At 59.3% G+C, this 7,287-nt stretch carries 4 protein-coding genes and 5 pseudogenes; 5 read left to right on the top strand and 4 right to left on the bottom strand.

Annotated features, from left to right (window positions below; all coding sequences use genetic code 11):
• Positions 1-383: transposase (locus AB3X94_RS40850; protein WP_368614411.1), on the top strand; the 383-nt coding region annotated here is incomplete at its 5' end.
• A 315-nt stretch (positions 384-698) separates the two neighbouring features.
• Here AB3X94_RS40850 and AB3X94_RS40845 read toward each other — a convergent pair.
• Both AB3X94_RS40845 and AB3X94_RS40840 read right to left on the bottom strand, forming a co-directional pair.
• Positions 699-1,825 (bottom strand): annotated as a pseudogene (locus AB3X94_RS40845) (IS110 family transposase).
• A gap of 115 nt (positions 1,826-1,940) precedes the next feature.
• Positions 1,941-2,096 (bottom strand): cytochrome c peroxidase, encoded by a 156-nt coding sequence (locus AB3X94_RS40840; protein ID WP_312883737.1) that lies wholly within the window; start codon positions 2,094-2,096, stop codon positions 1,941-1,943.
• Between the two features lie 438 nt (positions 2,097-2,534).
• Between AB3X94_RS40840 and AB3X94_RS40835 the strand changes: the two are divergent.
• Positions 2,535-2,781 (top strand): annotated as a pseudogene (locus tag AB3X94_RS40835) (IS5/IS1182 family transposase); the annotation flags it as partial.
• 461 nt (positions 2,782-3,242) lie between these two features.
• Here the strand turns inward: AB3X94_RS40835 and AB3X94_RS40830 are convergent.
• The gene (locus AB3X94_RS40830; protein WP_368594333.1) at positions 3,243-3,854 is read right to left on the bottom strand and encodes an H-NS family nucleoid-associated regulatory protein; all 612 of its coding nucleotides are present in this window, start codon (positions 3,852-3,854) and stop codon (positions 3,243-3,245) included.
• 431 nt (positions 3,855-4,285) lie between these two features.
• On the opposite strand from AB3X94_RS40830, the pseudogene AB3X94_RS40825 reads away from it, so the two are divergent.
• From AB3X94_RS40825 to AB3X94_RS40815, 3 genes and pseudogenes are all read left to right on the top strand, one after another.
• A pseudogene (locus AB3X94_RS40825) lies at positions 4,286-4,587 on the top strand (IS5/IS1182 family transposase); the annotation flags it as partial.
• Positions 4,588-4,636: 49 nt separating this feature from the next.
• Positions 4,637-5,653: a 1-aminocyclopropane-1-carboxylate deaminase gene (locus tag AB3X94_RS40820; protein WP_368594332.1), complete on the top strand. Its 1,017-nt coding sequence runs from the start codon at positions 4,637-4,639 to the stop codon at positions 5,651-5,653.
• 342 nt (positions 5,654-5,995) lie between these two features.
• Positions 5,996-6,121, top strand: a pseudogene (locus AB3X94_RS40815) (IS110 family transposase); the annotation flags it as partial.
• 42 nt (positions 6,122-6,163) lie between these two features.
• Here AB3X94_RS40815 and AB3X94_RS40810 read toward each other — a convergent pair.
• Positions 6,164-6,380: pseudogene (locus AB3X94_RS40810) on the bottom strand (IS6 family transposase); the annotation flags it as partial.
• Between the last annotated feature and the right edge of the window lie 907 nt (positions 6,381-7,287).

Below are 7,287 nucleotides of genomic sequence, written 5' to 3'. Positions count from 1 at the left end.
AGCAGGAGCGCGCGCAGGTTGGAGAACTGGCGCGTCAGGTTCAGCAGGCCACGGGCCAGACGGTCAAGGTGGCGTTCGCGGATCAGGGATATACCGGCGAAGAGCCCGCACAGGCGGCGCTTGACGAAGGGATTGAACTTCAGGTCATCAAGCTGCCGGAGGCGAAAAAGGGGTTCGTGCTGTTGCCGCGCCGCTGGGTGGTCGAGCGCAGCTTCGGCTGGCTCAACCGCTTCCGCCGACTGGCAAGAGACTACGAGCGATTGCCCGAAACTCTGGCCGGCTTGCACTTCGTCGTGTTCTCCGTGCTTATGCTCGTTCACTTTGCAACCCTTAGCAAAAGTGCCTTCTATGAGCAGTCGTTTGTCAAGCCCTTATCGAGCTAACTTCTCGACTGATGTGTAAGTCCTTCCGCTGCATCACAGAACGAACGGTTTGTATTGCCAGTCAGCCGCGATGGTCTGAAGCCGGTTCTTGCGCTCGTGAGACTTGACGTCTCACCACCTTCTATCCGCTGGCTTGATACCAGCCTCATCCTGCATGCGCGTTACGCCGTATTCAACATCGGGAACATGCCCCATCTAACGAGTCGGTTGCGTGGAGCAACCCGACACTTTTACGGGCATGTTCACTTCAGACTGTATTCGCTTGCTCCCGCGTTACAGATTTATCGTTCGCGCTACTGATCTACGGTGCTTCAATCATGCTCCTTCGGGAACTACGCCGTCCTTTAAGTACCGCCATAGTGCAATCGCGAGACGTCGTGCGACCGCGACGATTGGGACCCGTGCCTGCTGTTCGCTGCGAGAACCAATGCGTCAGGACGCTGTCTGGCTGGTAACGGATCCACGACCATGCCATCTCGATCAGTAGTGCCCGCACTCGCCGATTGCCTTGCTTGCTGACGCCCTGGTCGACCTGGCTCTCACCACTGTCGTAAGGCTGAGGCGCGAGGCCCACGCAAGCGCCGACCTGGCGACGGTTGCTAAACTGCCGCCAGAACAGCTCCAGTGCCAGTCGCGAGCCACCAACGGCCCCAATGCCGCTCAGGCGTGTGAGGCGTGCGATCGATTCGCTCGCGCGCGGACTCGGGGAGACTCTCGAGCCGCTCCTTCTCCAGTGTCGCCAGTTGCTGCTCGACGAGCGCCAGTCGTTCGCATTCGCGCAGCAGCCGTTGCTGCAGTTCCAGTGGCAGTGGCAGTGGCATACCGTCGTGGCGCCGTACGTCACCGCGTGCCAGACGTGCGGCGAACTTCCGGCTGTCGACTTCACCCCAGCAACCGAGCGTGACCAGTAGCTTGCGCATGCGATCCCGGTGTTGCAGGACTTCCTTCTGCAGTTGCCCACGATCGCGTATCACGTGGCGCGACGCCTCATCCTGCAGTGACGGCACACGGATCGCGCGCATGCGATCGCGTTCACCATGCAGCCACGCACGCAGGTTGATGACCAGCCTGATTACATCCAGCCGGTCCGTCTTGGCGCGCCGCTTCTGGCGCTCAACAGGGATGCTCGCGGGATCGACGACATAATATTCGATCCCGCGAGCTTGCAAGGCACGATAGATCCAGAACGCGTCTTGGCCGGCCTCATAGCTTACGGCAATCCGTAGTTCAGCCGGCAACGCCCATTTCTGCCGGTGCTGTTCAATCAGGGACAGCACCGCCTGCAGACGTGATGTGGCCTGTGGCTGCGTGACCGTGTGCACGGCTGGCCGATCGCGGCGGCCATCATGCAGCGCAACTTTCCACTTCGCCATTGCGAGCTCAAGCGACACCGCCAGTACAATTTCCTCGGCGCACGGTGTGGAGACCTGTTGTGTGTGCATGATGCTCTCCTTTGAGCAAGCGTTGACAAGCTGATTTTACGGATCAGCTCACCGGCCTTCCTGCTGCATAGGATCTAACACCCTCTAATCGCCCCCGCTGAGCGCCGACGCCCGACTAAGCCCTTTTTCCATCTACTCCACCGGTTGGCAGCGTGTGGCACCTGGCACAGGCTATCGTGTGATCCGACGATAATCGGAAATCGTGAAAGAGCCGCTTTCCGCGCCCGGCCTCGCCCGCAGCTGTCGACAAGGACCGAGGCAACTGTTGCACCGGCTCGTTTGTAAAGCCCAGCGCGACGCCGGACGTCGCATACGCCCGGTGACGCTCTGAGCTGGTTGGGCTAGGTGATTTCGCATAAGTGTCGATTGATGCGGCGAGCGTCGCGACGAATAGCTCCGTCCGCAGATCTCGCCGGTGTGGATCGACGATGCCGAGCCTCTGGCCCGAGCAATCGATCAACAGCTTCTCGCCTCGGGGGGCTGGCGCTGCGCGACTGACAGTCCGTTGCCCATCGCATCTACTGTATGCAAACCAGCTACAGTCTACGGGCTCCTAGACGACGCACGCCTCTCCTACCGAGCTCACGGCGCGGTCGGTTGGGCATCCGGTGGACTCAACGACTGCGGCGGAAAAAAGCGCTCAAGCGCCGCCTCGTCCAACGCGATCGCCCTTCAGCAGGCCACAGGGCCAAACTGACACGATGGCCCCGACCAAGGATACATCGGCGAAGGACCTGCGCAGACTGCACTCGAAGAATCGGGCTACAGGTCATCATGCTGCCGGAGGCGAAGCAGGCTTTGTCTTGTTGCCACGCGCGGGGGTAGTCGACCGCATCTTCGGCTGGCTCACCGGCTTCCACAGGCTGGCCAAACACTACGGGCGATCGGCCGAGACCCTCGCTGACTTGCGTTTCGTCGTATTCCCCGTACTATGCTCATCCAATTTCAGCCCTTAACAAAAGTGCATAACACGCTCTAAAGCAACTGCCATTACGTCCTTCACTCCGCGGCATCACTAGACCTTTGATCAGTGATGCCCAGCACATTTCCACCCCTACCCACCGGGTGGTCAGTTCTACGACAGCATTCGCCATTGCGAATGTGCCAAATCGCTCATCGCGGAGCAATTGCAAAGGATAGGGTCGGAGACTGGCACGACGCCCGATTGGAGGGACTGCGGCCGAGTGCAAGAACAACGCTGGGCTGCGGAGGTATATCGCGCAGCCCCGTGGGTCTCCTACATATATCTGAGAGGCGCACTCACGATTGCTGCCGTTTGCGGCGCAACGTTTGCATCAGCAGCTGTCGACTTCGCCGAGCCATTCGATGCACGCCTCCGCCAGAGGATAGCCGACAAAGCGCCACTACCAGTCTCCGAGGTGCTCTTCCCGCACCGGTGCTGAGGTATTCCGACGCCTTATTGCTCCGCCGTTTTTTTTGTTGCTGCCTTCCTGCCTGCGGCTTTCTTCGGAGCAGCTGTCTTGCTGGAATGGACTGCTTTTGCCACCTTTCGAGAATTTTCGGGTGTCTCGGCCGCGGAGATCAGGAACTTCGTGCGGTCTCTGGCACCTGCGATCCACGACGGCGTACGACCACGCCCGCTCCAAGTCGCTCCTGTCCTAGGGTTCTGATAGATGTGAGGCTGCGGCTCCTTTACTTTCTTCTCAGACTTAAGCGTTTTCTGAGCAGTCGCTGTTGAGTTCGTCGTAGTGTTCGTCACCAGGAACTTGGTGCGGTCTTTTATCTTAGCGATCCAAGCCGGTGCCCGGCCACGACCGGACCAGTTCGCCCCCGTCTTTGGGTCGGCGTACTTCGTTGCCGATGCCTCCCGCTTGGCCGGTGCAGTCGCGCCGGGTCCGCGGCCGGGTCGCCTGCCCAAAGACGCCTCAATATCAGCAATAGATAGAGAGTGCTGTTCCAGCATACGGAGGATTTTCCCGATCGCTGTTGCCGAATATCTCTTCTCTAACACTGCCACCCGTGCTTGGAGCTTTGCGATTTTTGCCTGGACGGCTTCCAGCGTAGCCATGCTTGTTTTCCTTTGGATAGGATGAGTAAGCCGCACTATGCCATATCGCCCAGCGAACACAAACAGCATTGCACGGCTTGCCGAGTTAATACACCTTGAAACGAATACCCTGGCTATTCAAAAACACGGACTTCTCGGTCCGCGCCCGTGGATAAGGCGACAATTCGCACATAGCGAAACGATCAATCGTTCGAAATGGGAAACAGTGTAACTCCCGATGCGCATGTCATCCGCGCCCCATCGTCGCCTTAACACGTAAGATGCCCGTCGACGCCGAGAGCGATAGCAAGAAAAACCTGTCAAAAGGCTGTAGCACTATTTCTGGTGCCCGCCTCGCTGGATTCGAAACGTACAGAACACATGACGACGAAAATGCAGGGACTGCGGACGAAGGCAGCGAAAATCCGGGCCAAAGCCGACGCATCGCGTGCGGCAGAACATTTCGTAGGCCCGCGGTCATTTGCGGCGATCGCGACTACCACACCGACAAATCGCCAACACTTGCATGATCGCGGCATAAAGCCAGTGATTGGACAACGAAGAACCGAAGATGGTAGCGGTCTCAGCAAATTCCGCTGGTTGGCAGCACGGACTCACGCGTGGCTCTGCAACGTCCGACGTCGTCGTATCGACATCGACCGTCGCGGCCATATTATCAAGCAAGCATTCGTCAGTTTTTGCTTGCTCGCTCATCTGCTGGAACATTTTCAAAGGAGAGGAGTCACATCTTTGAACTGGCCTCTTACCATGAACTCACGGAAATCACTCGCCACGGAGCCCCGATGAACCTGCAACGTTTCCCCCGCTACTCGCTCACCTTCGGGCCGACGCCGATCCAGCCGCTCAACCGTCTGAGCGAGCATCTCGGCGGCAAGGTCAAGCTTTATGCCAAGCGCGAGGACTGCAACAGCGGCCTCGCGTTCGGCGGCAACAAGACCCGCAAGCTCGAATATCTGATCCCCGACGCGCTTGCGCAGGGCTGCGACACGCTCGTGTCGATCGGCGGAATCCAGTCGAACCAGACGCGCCAGGTCGCGGCGGTTGCCGCGCATCTGGGCCTGAAGTGCGTGCTCGTGCAGGAGAGCTGGGTCAACTACCCAGATGCGGTGTACGACCGTGTCGGCAACATCCTGATGTCGCGCATGATGGGCGCCGACGTGCGGCTCGTGCCGGACGGCTTCGACATCGGCTTTCGCAAGAGCTGGGAAGACGCGCTCGACAGCGTGCGCGCTGCCGGCGGCAAGCCGTACGCGATTCCGGCCGGCTGCTCAGATCATCCGCTGGGCGGGCTCGGCTTCGTCGGCTTCGCCGAAGAGGTGCGCCAGCAGGAAGCCGAACTGGGCTTCAAATTCGACTACATCGTCGTGTGCTCGGTGACGGGCAGCACCCAAGCGGGCATGGTCGTCGGTTTCGCCGCCGACGGCCGCGCCGATCGGGTGATCGGCATCGACGCCTCGGCGAAACCGGCGCAGACGCGCGAGCAGATCACGCGCATCGCGAAGCGGACCGCCGAGAGCGTCGAGCTGGGCCGCGACATCACCGCGAAGGACATCGTGCTCGACGAGCGCTACGGCGGTCCGGAATACGGTCTGCCCAACGACGGCACGCTCGAGGCGATCCGTTTGTGCGCGCGGCTCGAAGGCATGCTGACCGATCCGGTGTACGAGGGAAAATCGATGCACGGCATGATCGACAAGGTGTGTAACGGCGAATTTCCGGCCGGCTCGCGCGTGCTGTATGCGCACCTGGGCGGCGTGCCGGCGTTGAGCGCGTACAGCTTCATCTTCCGCGACGGTTGACGGGTTTAAGGGCCTTAGGCGACGGGCGTCGCCGGTCCGGGGTTCAGGCCCGACTTCATCAGATATGCTTGCCGCGTTCATTGCGACGTCGAGTTAAAGCCGCGTCAGCTGCGCGGAGTCGTCGTCGACATTGCGTATCGAAACGCTGCTGGCTTCTCACGTGCGGGCACTCAAGGCATTTCGCGGCATGCCCACAGAGGCCAAGTCCGAATGAAAGAGGCTTCGTCCGCAATCAGGTGCCTGTTGCGGGCGATGGCATCAAGGCGCCACGATGTGGTTCTCGCACTCTATTAACTCCCTCGAAGGGGCAGTCCACGGCAATCGTAAAGCTAGGATTTTGATCTGGCCACGAATGTCTGTGCGCTGCCGGCGACCGGCAAGCCCGAATTGGTAGGCCCGGAAATTCGCCGCACTCGGTTGCTTGAAGGTGTCGCATCTTTACCTCCTTGTCTTATCGGGATGGACAGCTGACCCGGCGCGCATCACTGGGCACGCGAGTTCGAGAGGCCAAGGCTCACGACGCGCCGCTTACACGGTGCACGAAACACGCACCGAATTTATCGCACCGGCGTGCAGACCGTTTCGTGGCTGACGATAACCTCGGCTTCGAACAGCAGTTCCTCGATGTCGTGCAGCCTCAACTGAAACAGGTAGTACCGCCACACCGCGCAGCTGATGACCGCAGTGGAAGACGATAACCGTGATAAAGCGATTTTCCATCCTTGATCACGCGATCTTACTCGACCAATTCAGCAACGTGACAGTGGCAAGCTTACTGATCGAGAGGGTGTAGTCGCGATCGCCGCCTTGGTTCTCTTTCCTTCAGATGCCGACCTCGACGTTATCCTCACGGGACGACTTGGCGCCGACGCGGTGAGCCTTTTCGTTGTCGGGCTGTCCGGCGTTTGATGGGGATGGCGCTCGCCTTCACGTCGGAATTCGTCGTCGCCTTTGCCGCTCACGCTCCAGCCTGCGGTACGCGCCGCTTTCCGCCGTGCCTTTGGGACGAACATGGCTACCACTAAATAAGAGTGAAAAGCATGAACGTCACCAACTACATTCAATTCGACAGCGACGACCCTCGACACCGCAAAGGGCGCGGGCCTCGTCTCCACTATGGACCGCGACATGGACATCAAAGTTGTTCGCGTTGGTCCTATCTCACGTCAGCGGATTGGAAGGCCGTTATATGGTAACAACCACGCGCGTGTGGGACCTTGTCAGATTTTCGACAATGTCAGGAATGAAACAACGCGTTGAAGAGTGATCTCGTTGTTGGGCAAGCATTTTTGGATTGGTACGACACTTGCGCGTCTCACGCCACGCAAACAAGAGGAGAAATCCATGGTTAGACTCAGCGCTCGCGCCAACGGCCACGCTCGATGCTTTCGGCAGACACAAATACGCGCTGTCTGGCACAGAACCACCGGCATATCGACCTCAGCCGTCCCACGAGTTGTCAATAGCAAGAGGCGGCACGCGAGCATAATGTTGGCTTATAACGACCTAACAGGTTGCTGAAGTACCGCTGAAACACGTCATCGCGCAGAGTTCGTGAAGCGTTGATAGATGAACCACCACTTGCCCACTGGAGATCATGGGCGGCGCCGACACGTTCACCGAGAGTTTGTTTT

The sequence above is a fragment of the Paraburkholderia sp. BR10923 genome, from assembly GCF_040948765.1.
In the GTDB taxonomy this organism is placed as follows: Bacteria; Pseudomonadota; Gammaproteobacteria; order Burkholderiales; family Burkholderiaceae; genus Paraburkholderia; species Paraburkholderia youngii.
This window is presented reverse-complemented; position numbering and strand designations above follow the sequence as displayed.

Bases quoted from the DNA above. Each gene is read 5' to 3' on its own strand.
- AB3X94_RS40830 (WP_368594333.1), bottom strand. From the start codon at position 3,854: ATGGCTACGCTGGAAGCCGTCCAGGCAAAAATCGCAAAGCTCCAAGCA.
- AB3X94_RS40820 (WP_368594332.1), top strand. From the start codon at position 4,637: ATGAACCTGCAACGTTTCCCCCGCTACTCGCTCACCTTCGGGCCGACG.